21 protein-coding genes, 1 other RNA gene and 1 riboswitch are annotated in these 23,038 nt (G+C 37.3%); of the genes, 2 read left to right on the top strand and 20 right to left on the bottom strand.

What is annotated here, in order from left to right; genetic code table 11:
- Window positions 1–107: 107 nt before the first annotated feature.
- Window positions 108–1,064 (bottom strand): hypothetical protein, encoded by a 957-nt coding sequence (locus tag A5N88_RS02880; RefSeq protein ID WP_066262835.1) that lies wholly within the window; start codon window positions 1,062–1,064, stop codon window positions 108–110.
- Between the two features lie 545 nt (window positions 1,065–1,609).
- Window positions 1,610–2,002: a hypothetical protein gene (locus tag A5N88_RS02875; RefSeq protein ID WP_066262833.1), complete on the bottom strand. Its 393-nt coding sequence runs from the start codon at window positions 2,000–2,002 to the stop codon at window positions 1,610–1,612.
- 292 nt (window positions 2,003–2,294) lie between these two features.
- Between A5N88_RS02875 and A5N88_RS02870 the strand changes: the two genes are divergently transcribed.
- Window positions 2,295–2,513: a helix-turn-helix domain-containing protein gene (locus A5N88_RS02870; protein ID WP_066262830.1), complete on the top strand. Its 219-nt coding sequence runs from the start codon at window positions 2,295–2,297 to the stop codon at window positions 2,511–2,513.
- 26 nt (window positions 2,514–2,539) lie between these two features.
- On the opposite strand, the gene A5N88_RS02865 is transcribed toward A5N88_RS02870, so the two are convergent.
- The 14 genes from A5N88_RS02865 to A5N88_RS02805 form a co-directional block, all read right to left on the bottom strand.
- Window positions 2,540–3,352, bottom strand: a complete 813-nt coding sequence (locus A5N88_RS02865) for a helix-turn-helix domain-containing protein (RefSeq protein WP_066262828.1) — start codon at window positions 3,350–3,352, stop codon at window positions 2,540–2,542.
- 348 nt (window positions 3,353–3,700) lie between these two features.
- Window positions 3,701–4,714, bottom strand: a complete 1,014-nt coding sequence (locus A5N88_RS02860; RefSeq protein ID WP_066262826.1) for a tyrosine-type recombinase/integrase — start codon at window positions 4,712–4,714, stop codon at window positions 3,701–3,703.
- 107 nt (window positions 4,715–4,821) lie between these two features.
- Entirely contained in the window at window positions 4,822–6,123 is a 1,302-nt protein-coding gene (locus tag A5N88_RS02855) for a nucleobase:cation symporter-2 family protein (RefSeq protein ID WP_066262824.1), read from the bottom strand.
- Window positions 6,120–6,710: a xanthine phosphoribosyltransferase gene (locus A5N88_RS02850; RefSeq protein WP_066262821.1), complete on the bottom strand. Its 591-nt coding sequence runs from the start codon at window positions 6,708–6,710 to the stop codon at window positions 6,120–6,122. The genes A5N88_RS02855 and A5N88_RS02850 overlap by 4 nt, the downstream gene beginning before the upstream one ends.
- 143 nt (window positions 6,711–6,853) lie before the next feature.
- A riboswitch (purine riboswitch) is annotated at window positions 6,854–6,955 on the bottom strand.
- A 54-nt stretch (window positions 6,956–7,009) separates the two neighbouring features.
- Complete coding sequence (locus A5N88_RS02845; protein ID WP_066262819.1) at window positions 7,010–8,527, bottom strand: carboxypeptidase M32; 1,518 nt, start codon at window positions 8,525–8,527, stop codon at window positions 7,010–7,012.
- A gap of 406 nt (window positions 8,528–8,933) precedes the next feature.
- On the bottom strand, window positions 8,934–10,862 hold the full coding sequence (locus tag A5N88_RS02840) for an ATP-dependent DNA helicase (RefSeq protein WP_066262813.1): 1,929 nt from the start codon (window positions 10,860–10,862) through the stop codon (window positions 8,934–8,936).
- A gap of 352 nt (window positions 10,863–11,214) precedes the next feature.
- Complete coding sequence (locus A5N88_RS24650) at window positions 11,215–11,376, bottom strand: hypothetical protein (protein ID WP_157090582.1); 162 nt, start codon at window positions 11,374–11,376, stop codon at window positions 11,215–11,217.
- 66 nt (window positions 11,377–11,442) lie between these two features.
- Window positions 11,443–12,582, bottom strand: a complete 1,140-nt coding sequence (locus A5N88_RS02835; protein WP_066262811.1) for a THUMP domain-containing class I SAM-dependent RNA methyltransferase — start codon at window positions 12,580–12,582, stop codon at window positions 11,443–11,445.
- A 262-nt stretch (window positions 12,583–12,844) separates the two neighbouring features.
- An RNA gene (gene rnpB / locus A5N88_RS02830) (RNase P RNA component class B) lies at window positions 12,845–13,254 on the bottom strand.
- A gap of 87 nt (window positions 13,255–13,341) precedes the next feature.
- Complete coding sequence (gene gpsB / locus A5N88_RS02825; RefSeq protein ID WP_066262808.1) at window positions 13,342–13,644, bottom strand: cell division regulator GpsB; 303 nt, start codon at window positions 13,642–13,644, stop codon at window positions 13,342–13,344.
- Window positions 13,645–13,721: 77 nt separating this feature from the next.
- On the bottom strand, window positions 13,722–14,273 hold the full coding sequence (locus tag A5N88_RS02820; RefSeq protein WP_066262806.1) for an SLOG family protein: 552 nt from the start codon (window positions 14,271–14,273) through the stop codon (window positions 13,722–13,724).
- A gap of 276 nt (window positions 14,274–14,549) precedes the next feature.
- Window positions 14,550–14,828: a CotD family spore coat protein gene (locus A5N88_RS02815; RefSeq protein WP_066262803.1), complete on the bottom strand. Its 279-nt coding sequence runs from the start codon at window positions 14,826–14,828 to the stop codon at window positions 14,550–14,552.
- A gap of 698 nt (window positions 14,829–15,526) precedes the next feature.
- Entirely contained in the window at window positions 15,527–16,783 is a 1,257-nt protein-coding gene (locus A5N88_RS02810; RefSeq protein WP_066262800.1) for a ribonuclease H-like domain-containing protein, read from the bottom strand.
- A gap of 12 nt (window positions 16,784–16,795) precedes the next feature.
- Entirely contained in the window at window positions 16,796–19,066 is a 2,271-nt protein-coding gene (locus A5N88_RS02805; protein ID WP_066262796.1) for a DEAD/DEAH box helicase, read from the bottom strand.
- A 138-nt stretch (window positions 19,067–19,204) separates the two neighbouring features.
- On the opposite strand from A5N88_RS02805, the gene A5N88_RS02800 reads away from it, so the two are divergent.
- Entirely contained in the window at window positions 19,205–19,675 is a 471-nt protein-coding gene (locus A5N88_RS02800) for an Hsp20/alpha crystallin family protein (protein WP_232317508.1), read from the top strand.
- Window positions 19,676–19,842: 167 nt separating this feature from the next.
- On the opposite strand, the gene A5N88_RS02795 is transcribed toward A5N88_RS02800, so the two are convergent.
- The 4 genes from A5N88_RS02795 to A5N88_RS02780 form a co-directional block, all read right to left on the bottom strand.
- Window positions 19,843–20,325, bottom strand: coding sequence for a C40 family peptidase (locus A5N88_RS02795; RefSeq protein ID WP_066262785.1), 483 nt, complete (start codon window positions 20,323–20,325; stop codon window positions 19,843–19,845).
- 276 nt (window positions 20,326–20,601) lie between these two features.
- The gene (locus tag A5N88_RS02790; protein WP_066262783.1) at window positions 20,602–21,120 is read right to left on the bottom strand and encodes a YppG family protein; all 519 of its coding nucleotides are present in this window, start codon (window positions 21,118–21,120) and stop codon (window positions 20,602–20,604) included.
- 592 nt (window positions 21,121–21,712) lie between these two features.
- Entirely contained in the window at window positions 21,713–22,084 is a 372-nt protein-coding gene (locus A5N88_RS02785; RefSeq protein ID WP_232317507.1) for a YppE family protein, read from the bottom strand.
- Between the two features lie 126 nt (window positions 22,085–22,210).
- On the bottom strand, window positions 22,211–22,468 hold the full coding sequence (locus A5N88_RS02780; protein ID WP_066262774.1) for a hypothetical protein: 258 nt from the start codon (window positions 22,466–22,468) through the stop codon (window positions 22,211–22,213).
- Window positions 22,469–23,038: the final 570 nt, after the last annotated feature.

The raw sequence follows: 23,038 nt of genomic DNA, 5'->3' as shown, positions 1-23,038 counted from the left end.
GATATATAGATTAGTTATTACTTATATAATACTTAGACGTTACATTTAAAGTTTTATATTATATGTTATATGTACCGCAATTTTTGGGGGTTTTATGTCTTTAAATCTTACGCAAATAGTTCATCTAAGTTATCCAGGGCATCTTCAACTTGTTGCTCTAACTCAAGTTCCTTTTCCTTTTTAAGTTGTATAGCTGCCATATTTGTTACTTTTCGTTTTTCGTATGTAATCTCTATATCAGAGAAAGATGTAAATTTATTCGTTATGTATGTGTTAGCCTTTCCTTCACCTTCAAAATCAATAATGAACTCTTGGTTAACTATTCCTTTAATCATTCTGTGTCTTCTGAGGGCATCTAAATAGTTATCAAGTGTTCTAGGTTTAATTCCTGTTTCTGCTGCTAATTTAGGTAAAGAAACATCATATCCATTGCTAAATAGTTGATTTTTGCATTTTAAGTATCCATATAAATAAAATCCTGTGCAGCCTATATCCTGATTCGTCATGCTAAATAAGAACACTTCAAATGGTATGTGATGGGTATTAGAAACATCATAAAACACTCCATCTTCATAACCATCCTCATTTGATTCAACGCTTCTATGTACGTGTTTGACTGGTATCTTAACTTTATAATTAGCTCCCAGACATTCTCCAAGTGATTTGACTTCTGCGTCTAATTCACTAAGGAGAACAAACTTTAAATTCTCCCATTCATCAAATTCCCAATAAGCTGGGTAGTTTGTTGTTGTCTCTGTATAACTAGCATTGTCAAGGAGCCCATTTTTCTTTATTATGTAATCAATTTTTTCATAATCAGGCTTATAACCCAGTACTTCTTTTATGTTTCGAGTAAGTATTTTGGTATGCTCAAACTTAGTGTATCTGTATAACCAAGTAATGAAGTAATAATATGTATAGGTAAATGCCAGGTGTGGAGTTGGCTTTATGTTGAGACTCTTTAAATCATCAAATATTTCATTCGGCATATACAGATTGGTTTCTTCGTCATTAAACTTTAGGTAATCAACCAATTCACTGTAGGTATAACTTTTTTTCTTCATTATTACTCCCTTCTGTATATTTGCATATTTGGATACTATTTATGATTACTCATGATCTGTTGGACTTGTGGTGTACGTTGGTAAAGCCAGAACTTTTTATTTTGTAGGCTTACGGCTTCTGTGAGTAGTGGCAAGTTTAAACTCTGAAGTTTTCTATGTAGGGTGACATCGTATATAAATGCTAAATCAAGTACTAATTTCCATTTGTTTCACCTCCCTTCAAAAATTTATAAATTAGTACTTGATTTTTAAATATCCACTAAGTATAATAGGGACATAGATTAACTGTTATCTAACCGAAATTAGATACTAGATAAGCAGTCATAAATTGTAAAATAACATAGTTTTTAAAAATAAGGCATAGATAATGCCTGTTTTGTGATTTGTAAATTTGTTTCTTATTTCCATATTATCCGTTATGTCAAAGATAGTCAATGTTTTTTTGACATTTATTTGTTAATTTTACATAATTATATTTATAACATGGTGATTTTTATGAGCATCCGCCCGCCAAAGCAATGCTTATAAAAATCACCATTTTTTATTTAGATAAAGAATGATTCCCATTCAATTTTAGCTTGATCAGGAACTTCGCATAGTGTTAGATTTCCAATGATATCAGTTAGTACAATATAAGGTAATCTTATATTCAAATCATTTAGTTTTGAATTTGCCTCAAATAATGCCGCACTCTCATCTAAGCTTTCCACTGGTAATGATATTGATAAACTTACCTCTGCCTCACTCACATTCGCTTTGGCCTCTATGAACAAGTCTTCAACATTTACCATAAATGATTGCTTTGAAGTATTCGAGATTAACATATTAGGTTCCACTGACAAGAAGTAATCATCTATAAAAGATAAATTCGATACTGATTTAACATCCAACTTTAATTGACCATAAACTACACCATTAGTTGCTGTTTGAGTATTCATTTTATATTCTCCCCTATTCCGTTTCCGTATTTTAAAATATAAATTTTAAATCAGCCTCCTATTGTGTAGGACGGTCAATTAAAGGCTGGATGTTGTATGTACCTGAAGTTGCAGACTTTCCTTTTTATGTTCCAATTAAGGCTCTAGCAATGCTTGTAACACTATTTCTATTTAATAACACTTTACCTTTTACTTCCTAATTCAATAATACGATGACTAAATAACGTAGTCAATAACTTTTTGAAATATTTATGGTATTATTATTTTATCTTGGAAATAAGGGTGGATTTTAATGGGGAAACGTGTGAAATCAGAATTAAAAAGGCTCTTAGATGAAAAAGGCATGTCGATAAGAGCTTTGTCTGCTCAGACAGAAATACCGTTCGAAACGCTAAGAAGATTATATAACGACACTACAATTAGATATGAGAGAAGTACACTTGGTAAAGTTTGCGAAACACTTAATATTGAATTAAGTGAATTACTGGTGCTGGTTGATGGAGGAGAATGACTGCACAAAGCTGCGGTCATTTTTTATTAATTATTTAGCAACTGACTACGAATATATATCCCCTTCATTTTCTTCTGCAAAATTCTTGTATAGAATCCAAAAGGATTATTTATAGTGGACCTCTTCATTTTACGGATGAGCTGCCTAAATGAATCCAATGCAATATTGATACAGTAACTTTCTTGTTGATTGTATTTATCACAGACCAGCATGTAACATTTGTAGAATTCATCAATCTGAAAAGCCTTATTGAAATAATAGCTCATCAATTTTACAAACTCTTTTGGTATTCGATCAGAACAAAATTCTACAGGTAGATCATTGAATGAATTTTTATCGTTATGTTGTATAACAGTTTCGTATGTACGTAATCTATTAATCTTTTGTTTTAGAGTAGTAGTTTTTGTTTTAAATAAGGTAGGACACTTATCTCCCTTTTCAACAGTATCCTTGTTGGACACTTCTTCTTGGATAGGTTGAATGATGATTGCGTTAGACGTTTGCAGCATACTTTTTTTCCGTTTCATAGCTATTTGACGGATAATGCCAAGTTCTTCAAGCTTCTTCATTAACCGTTGTACAGTTTTATAAGACAGTTCCATTATGTTTGCTATTGTGTTCTTACACATATAGCTCACACCAATTTGCTTACAACTGTGGCGTTTTAAAAGTTCCAGTAAGATTATGAGTCTACCCTTTAAATCAGAACGCTTTACAGAAGCTTTAATGAGATCACGATATTTTCTAACAGTCTTATTAAGATCCTCTATACAATCGAAAGATGACAAATTTTCATAACTACTGGTATCTGCTATTACTTTTATTGCTTTTTTAGACATAAGAAAACCTCCTACAATTTTTCCTGTAGAAGGCCATACTCAAATAAGCCTATCACTTGAAATTTCTAAAAAATGTGTTAGACTATGTTTAGGGTTGTATGGGCCTTCTATAGGTTTATACAAAGAGAGGTTCTGTGTTACAGCACAGGCCTCTTTTTTATTTTCTTGTTTTATGAATCTCCTTATAAACGATGTTTAATAAAGCTCTACTTAATTCAATCTCTGAGTCATCGGGACACCCTTTAAGACTTATTACCGACTGACAATGTTTAATTACCTTACTCAAAGCAATGGATTTCCTGGTAAGCTTGTCTAAGTTGTTTAAGTACACCTTCATCTCTCCCCTTGTTATTTCCTTTTGTTGTTAATACGCATTTTAACCACTGGACTATATAGTTCATGCTGGTTCTTGATTGTCTGTTCATCGAAATGTACGTATTTCTTGGTTGTAGTAATCTGGCTATGGCCACAAATAGATTGAACAGCCCATATCGAAGCTCCATTCTTTAACATTTCAGTTATCGACTGTCTTCTAAAGTCATGACAGGAGAATTGTTTATCGATATTAGCCTTATTTAAATACCTCTTCAAATTTCTTCTAAAGGTATCTTCATTCAATTGCTCACCGTACCAGTTCAAAAAGATACTCTTATTTTCAAAGTTAGCTTCATTTTCACTTATCAGTTCAATTAACAGTTTGATTACATGGTTCGAAAGAGGAATAATTCTTGTCTTCCTTCCCTTAGTTATTTCAGCAGGCAAAAGAATTCTTCTGCCTTTTAAATCGAGATCATCAACAGTTATGTGAACTGCCTCAAAAATCCTCATCGCTGTATCGTATAAAAGATTCATCAAAACGAAATCTCGAAATTGAGGATATTGTTTTTTGTCAGGAATACTCATTAAACGAACCATTTCTTCTTCTGTTAAGGGCGTGAACTTTCGCTCATCCATTCTAATTAATTTGATTTTTTCCGCTGGATTTTCAGAAACGATATCCTCTTTGTGAAGAAAGTTATAAAATGTTTTTAAAAATCTTAACCTAGCATTCAGGGTTTGATCAGACAATCCATATTCTTTAGTTTTTAGGTTAAACCTTTCTTCTTTTAAGTAATTTAGATATTCACGAATGATTGGAGTCGTTAAATCATTTGCTTTTGTATAATCAGGATATTCATTTCTAAACCACTTGCTAAATATCCCAAAGTTTTCATAATATATTCGAACCGTATTTTTTCTTGTACCCTCTGCTTTTTTAGCTGATACAAAATAGTCAAATGCCTGTTCAAGTGTAAAATTATACTGTAAATTTTCATCCTCATTAGTACCTGTATTTCTGAGTGTTATTCTTTTTTTCTTCATAAAAAAAGTCACCACCATCTTCAAAAATTGCATGAAAATGCTGATGACATTCTTACATTCTTATTCAATTAAAATGTGGGAGTTGTATTACTTAAAAGTTTTAAACACTAAGATGCCTTGCTGGTTAATGAGCTGGCTTTTTCTTTTTGTTTAGCTGCAGCATTAAATACCAGATTTAATAGGATTGCTGTTAAGCTTCCTATTACGATTCCGTTGCTCGTCAAGATTTGAACGCTTTGAGGAAGGTGGGCAAAAAGATTTGGCACGACCGTCACACCAAGTCCCATCCCTACTGAACAAGCTATAATCAGTAAATTTTCATTTGAAGTAAAATCGACCCTGCTTAGCATCTTGATCCCGGATGCAATAACCATTCCAAACATGGCAATCATGGCTCCGCCCAGAACGGCTGAAGGAATGATGGTAGTCATAGCACCTATTTTCGGGATCAGGCCTAATATGAGCAAAAAGCCGCCAACCAAATAAATAATTTGGTTTTTCTTAATGCCGGATAATTGAACAAGCCCGACATTTTGAGAAAAAGCCGTGTAAGGGAAGGCATTAAAAAGTCCTCCCAGAATAATGGCAAGCCCTTCCGCTCTATAGCCCCTTATGATATCTTCTTCGCTTAACCTCTTGCCTGTAATGTCGCTTAAAGCAAAGTAAACGCCAGTGGATTCAACAAGGCTGACCATCGCAACGAGGATCATTGTTAAAATTCCTGTCCATTGAAACGAAGGTACTGCAAGAAATAGAGGCACCGGAATATGGAACCAACTGGCACTTGCTACCGGAGAAAAATTAACTTTTCCTAATAATTCTGCAGCAGCAGTTCCTGCAATGAGCCCAAGTAATATTGAAACGGCTCGAATAAAACCAGTGGAAAACCGTTGAATAAGAATGATAACAATCAATGTCCCGAATGCAAGGGAGATGTTGGATACGGAACCGAAATCCTTGCTTCCTTGTCCCCCAGCCATATTACTCATGGCCACAGGGATTAATGTAATGCCAATTATCGTCACAACAGAGCCTGTTACAACAGGAGGGAAAAACCGGACCAATTTACCAAAATACTTGCTGATTAATATGACAAACAGTCCTGAAGCCAGAATGGAACCATAGATGGAAGAAATACCATACTCATGACCAATGGCGATCATTGGACCTACAGCAGTGAAAGTACAACCCAAAACAACCGGCAGCCCCACTCCAAAAAATCGATTTTTCCAGACCTGTAAAATAGTTGCGATACCGCACATAAAAATATCAATAGATACAAGATAGGTTAACTGCATGGGCGAAAGTCCAATTCCGCCGCCTACAACTAGGGGAACGACTACAGCACCCGCATACATCGCCAGTACATGCTGAAACCCCAGTGCAACGGACTGAAATGACTTTTTCATATACCGACAGCCTCCTCTTCAAGAAAAACGACTTTCCCATTTTCAAGAGACTTTACTCGAGCGAGTGATTCTACACGAATATTCATTTCTTCCAAGAGCATTCTACCGTTTTGGAAAGATTTCTCAATGACAATACCAATACCAGAAAGTGAAGAGCCAGCCTGCTGAACAATATTGATCAGCCCCAATACAGCCTGTCCGTTTGCAAGAAAGTCATCAATCACCAACACCCGGTCTCTTTCAGTAAGATAGTGCTTTGATACAGCTATCTTATTTGTTTCATTTTTTGTAAAAGAATGAACTTCTGCAGTCCATAAGTCATTGATTAGTGTTAAAGAGGTTTTCTTACGGGCAAATATAACAGGAGTCTCCAAATATAATCCTGCCATTAACGCAGGTGAAATCCCAGACGATTCAATGGTTAAGATTTTTGTAATCCCTTCATTGGCAAATCTGTATGCAAATTCCTTGCCAATCTCTTTCATTAATTGCGGATCTATCTGATGATTTAAAAAGGCATCAACCTTTAAAACATTCGATGATAATACAATTCCTTCTTCTTCAATTTTTTTTTGCAGCAGTTTCATTCCTATTTCCTCCTCTAATTCCTTGGTGAGACCTGAAAGGAAAAATAAATAAGCCCTCAGGTCATTGCATTCATCATTAAAAAAATGAGTGAAGCAATGCCTTTAGGCTTTATGCATAAAGGAATAATGAAATGGGATGAACCAATTCGCCATTGCTCACTCATAGTCAGACTATTTACGGCAGTCTGGTAGATACTTGCAGGCCATATCCCCGCGATTATATGAGTGAATGCTATCTTGTTGTATCATCGATGTTATCATGCGTTCAGCGATTTTGTAAAGAGAATATTGGAAAAAGATTATTCTTGCAGTTGATAAACATTTGTATATTTTTCCTGCAGATACTCGATTAAGTATTTTGCGTTTAGTCCTTCACCGGTCACATCCTTTAGGATTTCAAGCGGCTTTTTCAGTTTTCCATATTGGTGAACTTTTGCAGTCAACCACTCTCGGATCGGTTCCAAGTTGCCATTGGCCAGATGCTCATCAAAGCCAGGAACATCCTTCAGCATCGCGTGTTTAAGCTGCGCTGCATACATATAGCCAAGTGCATAGGAAGGAAAATAACCAAAATCTCCGCCTGCCCAATGGACATCCTGCAAGATTCCTTCAGCATCATTAGACGGCCTGATTCCTAAATATTCTTCATATTTATCATCCCAAATCTTAGGCAGATCTTTTACTTGAATTTCATCGTTAAAAATTCCTTTTTCAATTTCATAGCGAATGATAATATGCAGGGGATACGTCAGCATATCGGCTTCTATTCGAATGAATGACGGCCGTGATTCGTTTATTGCATGATAAAATTCTTCAAGAGATACCGAGTCAAACTGGCCGTTTGCATATTCCTTCAGTTTAGAATAATTCTTCTTCCAGAATGAGTAATCCCTTCCAACCAGATTTTCATAAAACAAGGACTGGGATTCATGGATACCCATTGATGTACCGCCGCATAGAGGAGACCCTATGAGCTCTTTTGATATATTTTGTTCATAAAGTGCGTGGCCGCCTTCATGAATCGTACCAAAAACAGCTGTTCTAAAATCGTTTTCATCATAACGTGTTGTAACCCTTACATCCCCTGGATTCAATCCTGTTGCAAAAGGATGTATAGTTTCATCCAACCTGCCCGAAGCAAAGTCGTAACCCATTTGACTCAGAATTTCCAAACTGAAATCGCGTTGGTTGTCCTTAGGAAAGTGGCTGTAAAGGAACTCTGTATCCGGCTTATTTGGAGATTGCTCAATTTGATTTAATAACGCAACAATGGACTTTCTCAAATCATCAAAAACCTGATCCAGTATGGTAACTGTCATACCCGGTTCGTACATATCCAAAAGGGTGTCATATTTATTTTCACCGCTCCCCCAGTATCCAATAAATTTTTTCTTATAATCGATTATTTTCTCAAGGTAAGGCTCAAACAATGAAAAATCTGCTTTTGATTTTGCCTCTTCCCATACACTTTCTGCTTTAGATTGAAGAATGACATATTCCTTAAATTCATTTACAGGTATTTTTTTATTGCGTTCATAGTTTTTCTGGCATTCTTCCAATGTCTTCTGAGTAATTTCTGATAGTTGCTGTTGCTCAGTTGAAAGACTTGCTATGTATGCTGCCATTTCCTCTGAAGTTGACATATGGAAAACCTCAGAAGATAAAATGCCGATCACTTCAGCTCTTTGCTCTACACCATTTTTAGGAGCACCAGTACGCAGATCCCAATAAATCAAACCAAGCGCTTCGGTATAAGCCTGTATTTTTTTTACATAACTAAGGAACTCCCGTTCTATCTCTTGTATTTGTGCTGTCATCGCTTCGCCCCCCTAAATTAGTCACTATGCTTCATTTTATCATACTGTTCTGAAAAAAGTGAAGAAAAGCATAAGCTCCTTGCTCATCGGCGTAAGGATTTTATTGTCTTCGACTGAGATAAAGGAAACATAGCGAGAGGTATTTCTCGAACTGATGTTGACTTATTTTAGTGAGGAGACTAAAAAAACCGATAGCCAATAGGTGCTGGAACTAGACAGAACCTTAGTCCCCTAATTTATTTAATAAAACATTTTATGCTTTCTTATACATGAAGAAAGGCCAATCCCAGAGAATGGCCTTCTTTCCTTAAAAATATCCGAGTTGTACAGTATTTTACGCTTTTTACACTAAAACTGATAGTGCATTATGATTGAATAGTAATTCGCTTGTGTCCTTTAACTAAACCTACTTTACAAAAGTTGGTTGAACAGGAAAACTGTCTAGAACAGCATTTGAAACTTCTATAGGCTGATTTTTTTCAGTCCAAATATGGACTTCCCCCCTGTCGGCTGAAGTGCGGATTAATCTTCCAATCCCCTGTTTGAGTCTCAAAAGCATGTATGGAATGTCCACTTCTTCAAAAGGGGAAACACTGTTCTTCCTCCTTGCTTCGAAAACAGGATCATGGGGAGGAAATGGAAGACTATATATCAGAACATTAGACAAAGATTCACCTGGTATATCGAGCCCTTCCCATAAATGATAAGAGCACAAAACCGTCTCTTTCTCCCGTTGAAACTTTTCTACTAATCGGCTGATCTCCGAATCTCCTTCAAATAAAACGCTAAAAGGCAGATTCCCTGCAGCAGCTACATATTCCTTGAATTGCTGCATGGCTTGTTTAGTATGGAACAGAATAAGACTTTTGCCACCAGCAGAATTTAATTGACTTAGTATCGCATTCCATTTTTCTTCCAAATTAGCTTTTTCATGGATAAAGATTGACATATTCTCCTCATAATCAAATGGGGAATCAACCGTAAATGAGACATAATTATCAATGCCCAAGCTTTTGCTTATATAAGAGAAATCTCCCTTATTTGATAAAGTGGCAGAAGAAAAAACAAATGGAATGTTTTTAGTAAAGACCTCTTCTCTCAAAATATCTGCCACGAGTCTTGGCATGATCACTAGCGTCTGGCTTGAAGAGTTTTGTTCATACCAAACAATTCCCTTATTATCCTCAATGAAAAGCTTTAAAGAGTATAAAATTTGATCAAGATACTCATCTACAATTTTGAGATCGTATTCGTTTAAGACAAATAATTCACTTTCATACACCAATTGATTTGTAAGAGAATCAATTGTTTTGCGCAATGAATTAGCGACTTCTAAAAGGTGCTTCGATTTGCCCAGTTCAAACCGGTCGGATCCCTTAATTTCTTTCGCTTCGTATGACATTTGCCGGAAAAAATCCTCGTTTAGCTGCAGGGCGTCTTCAATTAAGTACAATGTTTCATCCCGTACTTCATTTCCTGTCAATCGATTTAAAAGCCTGTCCAGCATTTCAGAAGATATTCGATATGTGAGTGCTTTTTGGCTGGCAATTTCCAACAAATGTCCTTCATCAAAGACCACACAGCTGGCCTCAGGCAATAACGGAAGCTGGCCCTCCCGTTTTCTGGCCTCTTTTGTCCAAACATTCTCCATATAAAAATCATGAGAGCATACTATAATATCCGCAGATTTACGATAATGTTCCCGGTGAAGTGTTTGGCCGCAACGATGTCTTAGTTCACAGGAGAAACAATCCTGCAGCGGATCCCATGCGACAGCGTTCCAATCATTTTCGGTAAGCTCAGGATAATCTCTGCGATCCCCGTAACGATCAAATGACAGCATTGACGCCTGTCCATAAACAAATTTAGGCAAGCCGCGCTGTATATCCTTGAATTTTTCTTCTTGAGATTTTCCCGCTGCATGCTCCAATTTTTTCAAGCACAAGTATTGATCTCTTGATTTTGCCAGACGGACATCCATTTTAATGTCAAGCGCTCTCTCAAGCTTTTCAATGTCCCCTTCTTTTTTAACAAGCTGTTCTATCAGCGTTTCATCAGCACAGGCAATTACTGCAGGCATTCCTTTATATCTGGCATAACAATAAGCATATAAGAGATAAGATATGGTTTTTCCTGTCCCTACACCTGCTTCAGCGAAAATAACTTTTTTCTCTTTAAACGCTTTTTCTAATTGAAAGGCCATATAGACCTGTTCATCTCTAAGTTCAAAACCTTTTTCTGGAAGGATGTCGTAAAATACATCCCCAATCCAATCTCCTAAACGTTCATAAAATGATTCATTTTTTGATATAGTAAATGGTAAATTCCGATTCATGATGTTCCCCCAACAAATTACTCATGGCATTATATAAACTGGTGATAATGGAAACATTCCAAAACTATATATGTTGAACTTAAAATTGGATGGTTTGTGGTTTTTGTTCTATTGATTAGAACGGATATCAATAGCCAGTTTATAAAAAAACCATAAGTTCAATCTATACTCATTATGAATGTTTCATTAACCCACAATCTTTAGTTCATATGTTTATTGCCACATCATTCTATACTCATACTTTGTTATTGTGTAACCTTTATTTGATCCTCTAACATGTTAAAAGCAATCCTGACAATCAACATAAAAACGCAAGTGTGGATTCATCACTTGCGTTTTTAGAGGAAGCAGCTTAGTTTCTTATACTCACATATTTTATTGCAGCCCTCAAGCTCTGTTCCGCTTCAAGAATGGATGCTCTGGCTTCAGCTGATACCGTTTCATCCTCACTGAGAATTTCATAAGCGGACTGCAGAGCTTTTGATATTCTGTTGTAATCAAAATACGTTTCCACGTTAAACACTCCTGACATTTTCAAATATGTCATAGTATACTCAGGAGCATAATTAATTATGCAGCGCTATTGAAGTTTAGGCGGTCTTTTTCCCCAATATTGATATAAATCTGTACGAATAAAGCCATTAAATAATTTTCGTTTCTTAGTAGCCTTTTTTCCATACAATTCTTCAAATTTTTCATTTGAAGTTAGAATATAGAAGGACCAGGTATCGAATGGTTCAAAAGCTTTTCCCATTGCTTGATACATTTTTTCGACTTGCATTCGGTCACCGAGCCTTTCTCCGTAGGGCGGATTTCCAACAAGAACGCCATATTCGTCTTTCGTTGTAAAATCGGTCACCTGCATTTGCTTAAATTCAATCATGTCTCCAAAACCAGCTTCTACAGCATTTCCTTTTGCCGTTTCAACCATTCTGTGATCAATATCTGTTCCAACGATATTTAAGGGCTGATCATATTTCGCAAGGTCTTCCACTTCCTGCCGGGCACGATTCCAAACTGAATTGTCAATCCAGTTCCAGGCTTCAGAGACAAAATCACGATTAAAGCCTGGGGCAATGTTTTGGCCAATTAATGCTGCCTCAATCGGAATGGTTCCTGAACCGCAAAAAGGATCGAAAAAAGGACGGTCAGGATGCCAATTAGTCAGCTGAACAAGCGCTGCGGCAAGAGTTTCTTTTAAAGGTGCCTCCCCCTGACCGACACGGTATCCGCGCTTATGCAAACCTGTCCCGCTTGTATCTAACGTAATCGTAGCAATATCCTTTAAAATGGATACTTCTATCTTAAATAATGGTCCAGACTCTTCAAACCAGGAAACTCTTTTATAATGAGATTTCAGCCTTTCTACAACTGCCTTTTTAACAATGGCCTGGCAGTCCGGGACACTGTAAAGCTTTGACTTAACTGACTTCCCCTGAACAGGGAACTCCGCATTTTCGGGTAAAAACTGTTCCCAATTCAATGCTTTTGTTTTTTCAAATAGCTCATCAAATGTCGAAACCCTAAATTCACCGACCTTAATTTTTACTCGGTCAGCCGTTCTGAGCCACAGATTGCTGCGGGCTATCGCTGCGTGGTCACCTTGGTAGATAACCTTCCCATTCTCAACCTGGCATTCATATCCCAGTGCCTTTACTTCCTTGGCAACAAGAGACTCCAAACCCATTGCAGCTGTAGCAATTAATGTATATGTAGACATGTTTTCCACCCTAACTTTGTCCTGATTCAATGCGTATACCATTCAACTATTTTTTATCATCACCCAGTTTTTAAGGGTGTATACTTTATAAACATAGCGTTTTTTAACGAATAGCTCTGTTAATTTTACCTGTTGCTCCAATCACCAGAGCAAAAACTTACATTCAACATATATAATTGAAACTAAATTAAAGACAATAATAAATGCCCCCCTAAAAGGAAGGAGAGCATTTTCGATTTGTATACTTGTACCCAAAATAACGTTCTGTAAGCCATGTTTTGTTCCATTGTATTACAAACGACCAGGTACGGTCTCATACTCCGGTGGTAACCATCTATCTACAAGCCAAAGGCTTGTCCCTCTCTCCGTTCAAATTCCATCAAGAGGATGCCCCTACCATTATTTGGGTTGCTCACTCGCGGGGTTTACCTCGTTCCACCTTTATGATTTCTCATAAAGCTACGTCACTGTGGCACTTTAAAGGTAGTCACACCATATCAAAATGACTTAGGTGTTTTCCCTGCCGTCAATCCAGTAGAAATAGAGTCAATCTATTCAAACCAGAATGCCCTAGCTTATGAATTCGCTAGGCACGAACACTACGGGCATCTCAGCACCGTGTGAGCATGGACTTTCCTCTACAGCGCGAAGCTGCAGCGATTACCCGAACGTTATTAATTAACTTAACCGCTTATATATTATATATAACTTTCCTTTTAATTTCAACTTGAAATTTTTTCAACCATTTCCATTCAAATATCAGTCATTTAATTTGCTGCCGAAAACATGTTTTTCAAGATTGGACAACCTTTTTAAAATATCAAAATTGGTTGTGCCTGTCATTGGCTGTGATGGCTGTCTTCTCATCGGTTCATCAGCTTGTTTTTTCAAACGCATATTCTCTTGCTGCAAATCCTCAATCAGTTGATGAAATGTTTCATAATCTTTAATTACTAAATCCAAAAATTTGTCTACATCTTCCTGCCTATAACCGCGGACAGCCGTTTTAAACTCTTTTTCCAAAATGTCCTTTGCTGTCAGCTTCACTTTATCCGATAACATATTCAGTTCACCTCAACTTCACAAGACATCATTCTTTATTTTTCCATAAAATAAATTTGTTTGTCAATATGTATAGTTTACATATTCCATTGGTCTTCTTCCATTATGACCTGTAATTCATAAAAGTCAATTATCCTAATATCATATTGGATAGTATCCTTATACTTTCTTGCTTCCTCCAAGAAATATTTTGGGGATCCCTCCTGCTGTTCATCATACATCATAATTAGGCAATCGCTTTTATGTAGAAACAGCCTGTTTTTCACTTGAAATTGACTGGGACTTTGATAAGGCTGCCTTGAAATGGATTCATAGAAATCAGCCTGGGCTGAAATCATTTCATAATACTCCTTGTTTTGATCGCTCCATTTTTCCTCCTGCTCTAAAAATGGAGTTAATATAGCCAGTTTTAAATCGGGATATTCATCCTGAAGCTCAAGCACTACCTCGGCAGACCAGCACTCTACACCTAATTGCCCCGATATTAATACCCATTCTAAGCCCTCGTCAAGCAAATTCAACAAATGGCGTTTAATCGCTGTTTTGATATATTTCACTGCAGGATGGTCGTTTTTATAAATTCCCAGTTCAAAGGGCTTGTAACCAGAAATCGCTGTTACCTTTGCCAACTTTTATACTCTCCCATGCCAGTTATATATTAATGTTTCTTAGAGACATCTTTTTTATCCTGCTAATGCTGTAACTTTAATTAAAACAGTTTCTGTTTTCTCTTCTATATTATAGCCTTTTCATTAAAAAAGCATTAAAACACTTTTTCTGGCTTCTCTCGTTATTTTAAAAGATGTTTTATAAAGGCTCTTTTCGTAAACTTTTCAAAGCCTAATAAAAAAATTTATTCATTCCAATAAAATACAAGGATGGAGACCCATCCTTGCTAAACTTTACTATCCTCTTGGAAATCCTCCTGGAAATCCACCTGGATAACCGCCAGGGAAAAATCCAGGACCTGCCATAGGAGGCGCCGCTACTTGATTTACCTCATTTACAAAAGAATCTGTATGAGGAAAATAGTTTTGATGCTGAATGACTTGATGGTTCACATGTGTTGTGTGAGATGGATAAATATGAGGCTGGATAAAAGTCTCTTGAGAGTGCGTCACACAGCACTTTGTAGGATGAACAACCGCCGGCAATACTTTTGCTCCGCAATGATGAGGGAACATGAAACAAGCTCCTTTCAAGTTAATAGTCTTTTGTCTTTCTACACTAATAACCTATGTGAAAAGGAGGGAACATGTACTAATTAAAATACCTATTTTTGCAGAGATTCTTGTTTCTTTTAAAACATAGTAGTGACACTAGTACGTAAACTTGTAAAAATAATGGCAGTCAATCCAATTAATAAAAAGAAGAGAAAAAATAACGCACGGTACATTTACTCAGCCCACCCAAATAAAATAATATATTTCAGAAAATTGGTTGTAAAATGATCGTGACCGCGAAAAGCGCAGGGCGACGTTTAACGGCGTACAGACTTTTTAGGGCTTCGACTGAGATAAAGGATACACGAAAAGCGATATATTTTGATGGAGACTTATCTCAGGGAGAAGACCGGAAGTCTACTAGGCAGCGGAGAAGGAAGAATTGATTTTTTTATCTTTCCAACCCGAGCTGGACAAGAAAATATCCAGATTTAGTATTTTTTAACTTTTTAAACGAGAAACCAAAGACTTTTCAGCTAATTTTTCAAAGCGACCTTTACAAACATTACTGATTCCTTCATATTACTACAGATTAAATCATACTTAAACAATTGCCAATTTGAAAATAAATATTAATTTTTAATGACAATTCAGTGAAAAATTAACAGTATTTTGTTTTGCGAAAGTCGAATACTGCGCTTACCCAGGAAATACAAAGATCATTTCCCCTTTCTTTGAAGCCTTGCCTTCCTCTTTTCAGCGTCTTTTTTAAAGCGCAGCCTTGGTTTTAGAGGTTCATTGATTTCTGCATCGTTTATGGCCAATGCCAGGCTCGTGTAATCAAGGGCTTTTTTTAACTCTTTAAATTGGTGCTCATATAGCTTCGCAAGCTCAATGCAGGCTTCTTTTTGGATTGGTCTTTCGCCGCTTTCTGAGACTTCCAGCCAAAGCTTTCCTGCTTCTTCATACTGCCCCGCTCTTTTTAAATGGAAAGCAAGATCATGCTTTGCAGGTAGATCCTGTTCATCTGCTGCTTCCTTTAATGCGGCAACCGCGGTTTCTTCTTCCCCAATGTAATGAAACCATTTGCCTATCAGTCTTTTTTCCACCGTTGTTTGTCCGGGGTCTTTTTGCAAAATTTGAAAAGTCAAATGAGTATATAAAGTAATGAGGGAAAGAATATCATGCTCATTATGCTTTATAACTCCCAATAAACCCTCAGGATCCTTCCGTTCGACGAAGTCAAAATAGATAATGGGAGCCAAAAAACCGGGAATATCTCCATCCCTTTCAAACTTCAAAATTTCCTTTTCCACATTGGAGAGTTTTACCGACTTCATGCGGTCTTTCCAGAGCCTTCTGGAAGCGTGAAATAAATCAAAATGACCAAACTGAGGGAGTCTGGGTACATGCTCTCTTACAAGGGTGTGCCTGGTTTTAACCTGAGGCCAGTCAAACGCTTTGCCATTATAGGTCACAAGCGTGGTGTAGTTTATGTTCTCAAGAAAGCTTTGGTACAATGGCACCTCCGAACCCGGCTCGTAGAGAATATGCTGTTTCAAAATAATTTTGTCCTGCCTAAAAAAAGCGTATCCGAGTAGAAAAATAGTATTTCCGGCTCCGCCCCCTAATCCTGTTGTCTCTGTATCAAAGAAAAACAAATCAGAGGGTTTAAAGCCTTTTGCAGATAGTGGATGGCTGCCGGAAAAGGCCTGCCAATGACTCATAGCTTCCAAAAAAGCCTTAAACGAATATCTTCCATGCTGATGAGTAATAGGATAGTGTACTTCTCTGACCAGGCAAAAATTATCATCAAAATAATATGGCTGGACACCTTCCTTTTCCCAAACACTTAAAAAAGGAATCTCTTTTTTTTGATTGGCTGGTATTAAAGATACTTCCCCCTCAGGCAGTGAATCCATTTTTCCCCTGGCTATGTGCGGCTTTAAACGACTTAGTTTATTCTTTAATGACAATTTTTATCACCTTTACTCCTTTGCAGCATCTTTCATCCATTCCAGAAGCTCAGATGCAGCCACCTTTGCCTGATTTCCGTTTGCTTCCAGGCCAATACAGGATGGACAGCCATCTGTACATGGACAGCTATCAATCATTTCCTTTGCCCTAGACCCAATTTCAGATAAATTTTCATATACTTTTTGGCTTAAGCCTATTCCTCCCGGGTAGCGGTCATACAGAAAAATCGTAGGCGCTTCGTTATGTGTCGCCTTTACTTGCGGAACGACATGAATGTCGTGAGGATCACACATAACAAAAAGAGGAACAATCGCCTTTAATGCATGTGCTGCTCCCATCAAACCCTGTTCAAGATGCTCCTTTGGCATCTCCTTTTTCAGTGAGAACCATGTTCCATTGGTATGAAGCTCTTGTTCAGGAAGATGAATGGGACCGGATCCGATATTTTCGTGGGTATTAAATTTAATTTTTTTAAAAATGGTTGCCATAGCCCGTACCATTACGTCTCCATACCCAATATCAGAGAAGGAGGAGCTTGCTTGTTTATCAATTTCCAGTACACTTAGATTCACCGCAAGATTGGCATCGGTATAATAATCCGTATCGATTTCCCTGACAAATGCTTTTTTTTCTTCCCAATCAAGCTCTTCAACCTGATATTGTATTCCCTGATGAAGATAGATGGCTTCATCATGAAGCAGAGTCATCGCGCTGAATTGATCCATTTCTCCTATTACTTTCACATTGGCTGTTTCAGAAATATCCACAATCACAACATTTTCCTGTGAGGCAGAACGCAAACTGATGTTGTGTGCGGGGAAGGCATCATTCATCCAATGCCATTTAGTACCATTTCGATGAAGCACTCTTTCCTCTGTTAAAAACTCCAGTATATCCTCCAATTCCACATCACCAAAACGGTCCCCTTCCTTAAAAGGCAATTCATATGCCGCACACTTTACATGATCCACTAAGATGACAAGATTATCAGGGTTGATTCTGGCCGTTTCAGGTGTTTGTTCAAAGAAGAATTCAGGATGGTCAATAATATACTGATCAAGAGGAGAAGAGCTTGCGACCATTAAAACAAGTGATTCACCGTGGCGCCGTCCCGCTCTTCCTGCCTGCTGCCAGGCGCTCGCAATTGTTCCGGGATAACCCGTCATGATACATACCTGAAGCTGGCCAATATCCACTCCGAGCTCCAGTGCATTCGTGCTGACTACTCCGTAAATATCCCCGTTTCTTAAGCCTTCTTCTATTCTCCTCCTTTGGGTAGGAAGGTATCCGCCGCGGTATCCCATGATGGACTTTGCGCCCAGTTTATTTTTAATTAATTCCTGAAGATATGTCAGGATAATTTCCACTCTCACTCTGCTTCTTGCGAATACAATGGTCTGTATTTTATTTTTTAAAAGTTCTCCTGCAAGGTCCCTTACCTCTAAAGTTGCACTTCGCCGGATGTTTAAAGGCTTATTGACTACAGGAGGATTATAAAAAACAAAATGCTTACGCCCGCTCGGAGCCCCATTATTATCGACCAATAACATAGGCTTTCCGGTCAGTTTTTCCGCGAGCTCCAGTGGATTCGCTATTGTTGCGGAAGTACAAATAAAAATGGGATTGCTTCCATAATAATGGCAAATTCTTTTTAGACGCCGAATTACATTCGATACATGGCTCCCAAACACTCCTCTGTATATATGGAGTTCATCTATAATGACATATTTTAGATTTTCAAAAAAAGCCACCCATTTGGTATGATGCGGTAAAATTGCCGAATGAAGCATGTCCGGGTTTGTAATAACAATTTGGCCTGATTTCCGGACTTTTTGCCGGATGTTTGAAGCTGTGTCTCCATCGTATGTATAGCTGTTGATTGGGACTCCCGCTTCTTCAATGATTTCATTCACTTCACTTTTTTGATCCTGTGCCAGAGCCTTTGTTGGAAACATATATAAGGCACGGGCGTAGGGATCTTCCATAATGGATTGAAGGACCGGTAAATTGTAGCAAAGTGTTTTTCCAGAAGCGGTTGGAGTAACGGCTACAAAACTCTTCCCTTCCATTGCATAACGAAAGGCCGTTTCCTGATGGGTATAAAGACTGTCGATGCCTCGGTGCATCAGGGCATTTTTTATTTTATCATGGATAAAATCTGGCAATTTAACTGTTTGAGAAGGTCTCTCTTCAATCGTTTGCCAATGCCGAATTTTATTTTTAAAAGCTGAATCTTCTTTAAGAAAACGCAGCATTTCCTGAAGGTTTTTTTTCTTCATCATTCCTTCACCTCATATCATCCATTTTAACGAATAAACGTTCGTTGTTAAAGAGAAAATATTGGAATCTGTAAAAACACCTTTCCGCCTATTTCCTCATAGAATAGAGTGTAAATGCCCAAACGGAGAGGAGAATTAAATGTGACAGATAAATTGCCTGATGAGCAAAAGAAATCTTCTATACAGCAGCCTTTTCAGGATTTTATACGCAGTATGAATTATTTATTTCAAGAAAAACCTGTAAAGGGATTATTTCAAAACATGGACGATTTTTTTTCTTCCCCTTATCCTTTCAATGGTTTCCCTATTCAGATGGATGAAAATGAGAAAGAATACATTATTTCAGCTAAATTGAGCGGGGTAAAAAAAGATCATATAGATATTGATGTATTCCAGCAATATATTACTATTACCGTTCAAAATACTGAAACCGAGGTAAACGAGGATACTGAAGAAAAATTTATTTTCAAGAAAAACTCTTTACAAAAAACATCGAGGACCATTACGTTAGCCAAACCCATTGACGAACAAAAGGTAAAGGCTCACTATGAAGATGGTTTATTAACCATTCGCGTAGGAAAAGAAAAAGGGAAACGATTGCGTATAGAATAAATTCTTAATTTCGTCTTGGACAAAGAGGTTAAACTGCTCCAGAATGCATATAATCCCATGTCTTATTAAGAAGAGGGCATAACCATTCATGCCCTCTTTTTATATAACGAAAGGCTGCTGTCCTATATTTTTTTACCTTAAATTTATTCAGTTCAGTAGAACAATAATCATAAAGGAGCAATTTTAATCAAGCTTTTAGATACAGCCAGATCGGCAGGTGACGGGTACTTTATTCCTGGACATAAATCAATCCCTGCTGCTAAATAAGCATCCGACCAGAGCGTGGAACAAATACGGCTTTTCATTTCTTTATACGGCAATAAAACATGAGTCACATAACGAACAGCTTCCCACAGTATCAATAAGTAGTCATAACGGCCGCCCACTTGTTGTATGGCGTAGTCCACTATGATTCCGCGCTGTTCATCTGTTATAGAAGGACAGATAAAAATATCCGCCATCCCCTGATAATAATCCAACCCCTGATATCCTGTTTTCCTAAAGCCTGCTGCTTCAATGAGTTCATTGGGTTTAACTACCCCTGCAACGTGGGAGTATTCGCTTTTTGTAATACTTTCAATTTCTATTCCTATCCACGTCAATCCCTTTACAACAATTAAATCGCCTAAGCGCGGAACATAGCTGACCACTGCTCTCCCTCCACCCATCATTTTGCTAAGGATGTTATTTATCCATTAATATCACTTGAAGATCAAGCTGCATGCTTTTTTATTAATACTGCTCCTCTCACCTTTTTTTGCAAATAAAAGCAAAGAGTTTACGAAAAGATTCTTAATAAAAAGTATACAGGATAAACCTGCGCTTTTGATGTTTATTTATTTCTATAGTAGCAAAGAATGGAAAAAAATGATGCTAGAGTATGGGAACACATGTGGATATCGTTCCATAAAAACAGGCCCGAAAGCCTATGTTTTAAACAGACCTCCGAGCCCTTTGAACATGGATGAAAACTGATTGACGGCATTCATCATCTGTCCTGCAGTGTTCATCATTTTATTAAAATCAAGTGAACCATCCTGAGACTTAAAAGAGTTCATGACATTGCTAAATCCTCCTTGAGGAGGCCGCGGACTATAATTCCCTTTTGGATAGGGATTGGCTGATTGGCTTACATAGCCAGAGCTTGGATTGCTATCGGCTATTGGGTGCAAAGGATTGTCAAAAATAGGCGGCATGTATTGATTGTTAAACCCCTGATCCGGTGTCTGCTGATAATAAGGAAACTGTCCATGTCCCGCCTGATTACCAGGCATCATTTGATAAGGCTGCTGCATGGAAGGATGCGAATAGGGGTTTGGGGGCATGGGCTGCTGATACGGCTGATATGGTGGCTGTGGATATCGATGATAGCCGGTTTGTTCGCCTCGAAGAGAGTAACCATTATGATTTATTTGTGTATTATTAGTATGATTTTGTCCTCTCATACTCATTTCCTCCATCTAAACAAGTCATCATTACTTATACATTATGTTCTATTTAAAAAATGGTGAAATGTCTAGCATCACTTAGTAAACTCCATTGATTAAATATTTTTTTATGTTCAGTTGATCTTGCCTATTGAAACACTTGCAGAGTCTTGTGCCTTTCGCTTCAATTAACTTGGATTCATTTCTGCTTTAGGCTTTATATGAGGTATGGATAGTATCCTGATCCTCCTGCTGCTTGATTTCCTCTTCAGGCACTCGCTTTCCGCGGGCGGCCGGGAGCCTTCTCGGCGCAAGCTCCTGTGGGGTCTACCTTTGGCCAGATTTCCCGCTTAACCAAGACCACCATGCTAATCAATTTCTCACAGAGTGCATGAAAAAGTGTTCTTTCACCCATTACGATAAATCAATAATTATTATCAGAGGTCGTTTTGCCTGATGTTTCAAGCTCATAACAGAGTTATTTCCAGAGTAGCCTTCCTAATAAAAAATTATATTCTTGGCTATAGGAAAGTACTTTTGGCTCTTTAAGCTCCCTTTTGTTGTGGTAATGAACATTCTGAAGCCTGCATAACGCTGCCGATTTACTCTTTTACTGTTTTGAATAAGCCTTCACCTCTTCAAGAAACCTTGTTAAGACATAGCGAATGGACCCTGTATGGCTGTTGAATTGTTTTAAACTAGTTTCTGCATAGAAACAGCGTATAGAGACCATTTGAATATTTTCCGCCGTATTTTTCAATTGTATTGTATGCAAATGCTTGGGTCTTACAGAATCAACCCAGCTAATGGCTGCGGGAAGCCACTCTTTGCACAGTTTTTGTACTCTATCCGCAAATGGTTTTACATCTGCAAAAAAGTCAGATGAATTTCCTTGCTCTCTTGCTTTTTGATACGTTTCAATAGCAAAATCATTACATGCAAGCAGTTTTTCGGTTGTGTCAATTACATTAGTATATTCCAAAGACATAAGCCTCCATATTTGTTAGTGTCTTTTTATGAAAATTGATCTTCCAGGAGTACAAAAAAGAAAAAACCTCCTTGGCGGAAGTTATACTTTAATGTATATAAATTCATTTTAAGTAGTCCTTTAGTTCAATTCAAGTGTTAAGCTTGAAAAAGCTGGTAATCTTGGATTTAAATTTTCTTGCGAAGAAATTCTCTGGATTTCCTTTACTTTCATTTCCAGCATGCTAAGTTTGGCATCGACTAATAAATGATGTTTAATTGCTTGTTTTTCTCCGCTTTGTATTTCTGCATTTATTCGACTGGCCAGAGTTGAATCAAGTTTTTCCAATTTCCTTTCCATTTCCATCAACTTCAATAAAACATCACTTTTTCCATACATCCACATCATCCTCCCGCCATTTTGCTTACTAGTATATTCTTTGGTTGATTGCTACTTCCTTCTCATATGACAAAACTAGAAGAAATTCGGCAAAGTAACAATCCTTATCCTGCAACCTGCTCATTTTCGACAGAATGAATGAGATACATTGCTTTGTAAATACTATGATAAGCGGCTGGATTTGACCATTTCATTCCTGCAAGCTAATTGTTCCAGTAGGAGGCGAAGAGAATGGACAGCAAAGAAAAAAAACATCAGGAACAAGAGAACAAAGGGAAAAATAAAGAAAATCAAGCAGGTCAGGGCAACCCTAAAATATCTGGGCCTAACCGCCCCTCCATCTAACCCTTTTTAAATTCCTTCGTGTGAAGATTGAAGAATTACTTCACACGTTTTTTTATGCATGTATTATGGCTTTGTTAAAACTCTGTTGTTTTTAAGCTAGGCTGTTTTCGCATAGATTGTGCTTTACGTACAAAAGATTATTCCTTATGTTGTCTGTCTTCGTGACATCTTTTCGTGTGCTATTCACAAGTTTTAATACTGAATATATATTTATAATATATTTTT

The sequence above is a fragment of the Heyndrickxia acidicola genome (assembly GCF_001636425.1).
Classification (GTDB): domain Bacteria; phylum Bacillota; class Bacilli; order Bacillales; family Bacillaceae_C; genus Bacillus_AE; species Bacillus_AE acidicola.
This window is presented reverse-complemented; position numbering and strand designations above follow the sequence as displayed.

Bases quoted from the DNA above. Each gene is read 5' to 3' on its own strand.
- A5N88_RS02880 (WP_066262835.1), bottom strand. From the start codon at position 1,064: ATGAAGAAAAAAAGTTATACCTACAGTGAATTGGTTGATTACCTAAAG.
- A5N88_RS02875 (WP_066262833.1), bottom strand. From the start codon at position 2,002: ATGAATACTCAAACAGCAACTAATGGTGTAGTTTATGGTCAATTAAAG.
- A5N88_RS02870 (WP_066262830.1), top strand. From the start codon at position 2,295: ATGGGGAAACGTGTGAAATCAGAATTAAAAAGGCTCTTAGATGAAAAA.
- A5N88_RS02865 (WP_066262828.1), bottom strand. From the start codon at position 3,352: ATGTCTAAAAAAGCAATAAAAGTAATAGCAGATACCAGTAGTTATGAA.
- A5N88_RS02860 (WP_066262826.1), bottom strand. From the start codon at position 4,714: ATGAAGAAAAAAAGAATAACACTCAGAAATACAGGTACTAATGAGGAT.
- A5N88_RS02855 (WP_066262824.1), bottom strand. From the start codon at position 6,123: ATGAAAAAGTCATTTCAGTCCGTTGCACTGGGGTTTCAGCATGTACTG.
- A5N88_RS02850 (WP_066262821.1), bottom strand. From the start codon at position 6,710: ATGAAACTGCTGCAAAAAAAAATTGAAGAAGAAGGAATTGTATTATCA.
- A5N88_RS02845 (WP_066262819.1), bottom strand. From the start codon at position 8,527: ATGACAGCACAAATACAAGAGATAGAACGGGAGTTCCTTAGTTATGTA.
- A5N88_RS02840 (WP_066262813.1), bottom strand. From the start codon at position 10,862: ATGAATCGGAATTTACCATTTACTATATCAAAAAATGAATCATTTTAT.
- A5N88_RS02835 (WP_066262811.1), bottom strand. From the start codon at position 12,582: ATGTCTACATATACATTAATTGCTACAGCTGCAATGGGTTTGGAGTCT.
- gpsB (WP_066262808.1), bottom strand. From the start codon at position 13,644: ATGTTATCGGATAAAGTGAAGCTGACAGCAAAGGACATTTTGGAAAAA.
- A5N88_RS02815 (WP_066262803.1), bottom strand. From the start codon at position 14,828: ATGTTCCCTCATCATTGCGGAGCAAAAGTATTGCCGGCGGTTGTTCAT.
- A5N88_RS02805 (WP_066262796.1), bottom strand. From the start codon at position 19,066: ATGATGAAGAAAAAAAACCTTCAGGAAATGCTGCGTTTTCTTAAAGAA.
- A5N88_RS02790 (WP_066262783.1), bottom strand. From the start codon at position 21,120: ATGAGAGGACAAAATCATACTAATAATACACAAATAAATCATAATGGT.
- A5N88_RS02780 (WP_066262774.1), bottom strand. From the start codon at position 22,468: ATGTATGGAAAAAGTGATGTTTTATTGAAGTTGATGGAAATGGAAAGG.